Source organism: Mesorhizobium ventifaucium (assembly GCF_935822925.1).
Lineage (GTDB): Bacteria > Pseudomonadota > Alphaproteobacteria > Rhizobiales > Rhizobiaceae > Mesorhizobium > Mesorhizobium ventifaucium.
This window is the reverse complement of record NZ_CAKXZS010000083.1, coordinates 1-511: the sequence shown is the minus strand read 5'-3', so window position 1 is coordinate 511 and position 511 is coordinate 1. Positions and strand designations below refer to the sequence as shown.

The following is a 511-nucleotide window of genomic DNA, read 5'->3' as shown; positions in this document are numbered from 1 at the left end:
CGAGACCTGGATCAAGACCAACATGGCTCCGCTGCGCGGTTGGGGGCCGAAGGGCAAACGGCTGCGAGGCTTGGCTCCGCACGGCCACTGGCGCACATTGACCTTCCTTGGCGCGCTGCGCTGCGATCGGCTCGCGGCACCTTGCGTCTTCGACGGGCCAATCAACGGCCAATGCTTCCGCGCCTATGTCGAGCAGCAGCTCATCACCGTGCTGAAGCCCGGCGATATCGTCGTCATGGACAACCTGGGAAGCCATAAGTCGGCCGCCATCAGGCAGATGATCAAGGCTGCCGGCGCCAGGCTTTGGTACCTGCCGCCCTACTCCCCCGACCTCAACCCGATCGAGCAGGCCTTCGCCAAGATCAAACACTGGATGCGCCAAGCCCAAAAGCGCACCATTGAGGACACTTGGCGCCACATCGGCCACCTCGTCGAAACCATCGGGGCAGCCGAATGCAACAACTACTTCAAAAACGCTGGATACGCTTCCGTCAAAACGTGAAACGCTCTA

Annotated in this window: 1 protein-coding gene; it reads left to right on the top strand. The window is 61.4% G+C overall.

Features of this window, described 5'->3' with window-relative positions; genetic code table 11:
- Positions 1 to 502 (top strand): IS630 family transposase (locus NMG70_RS31705; RefSeq protein ID WP_254028134.1); only part of this gene is annotated, 502 nt, incomplete at its 5' end.
- Positions 503 to 511 lie beyond the last annotated feature (9 nt).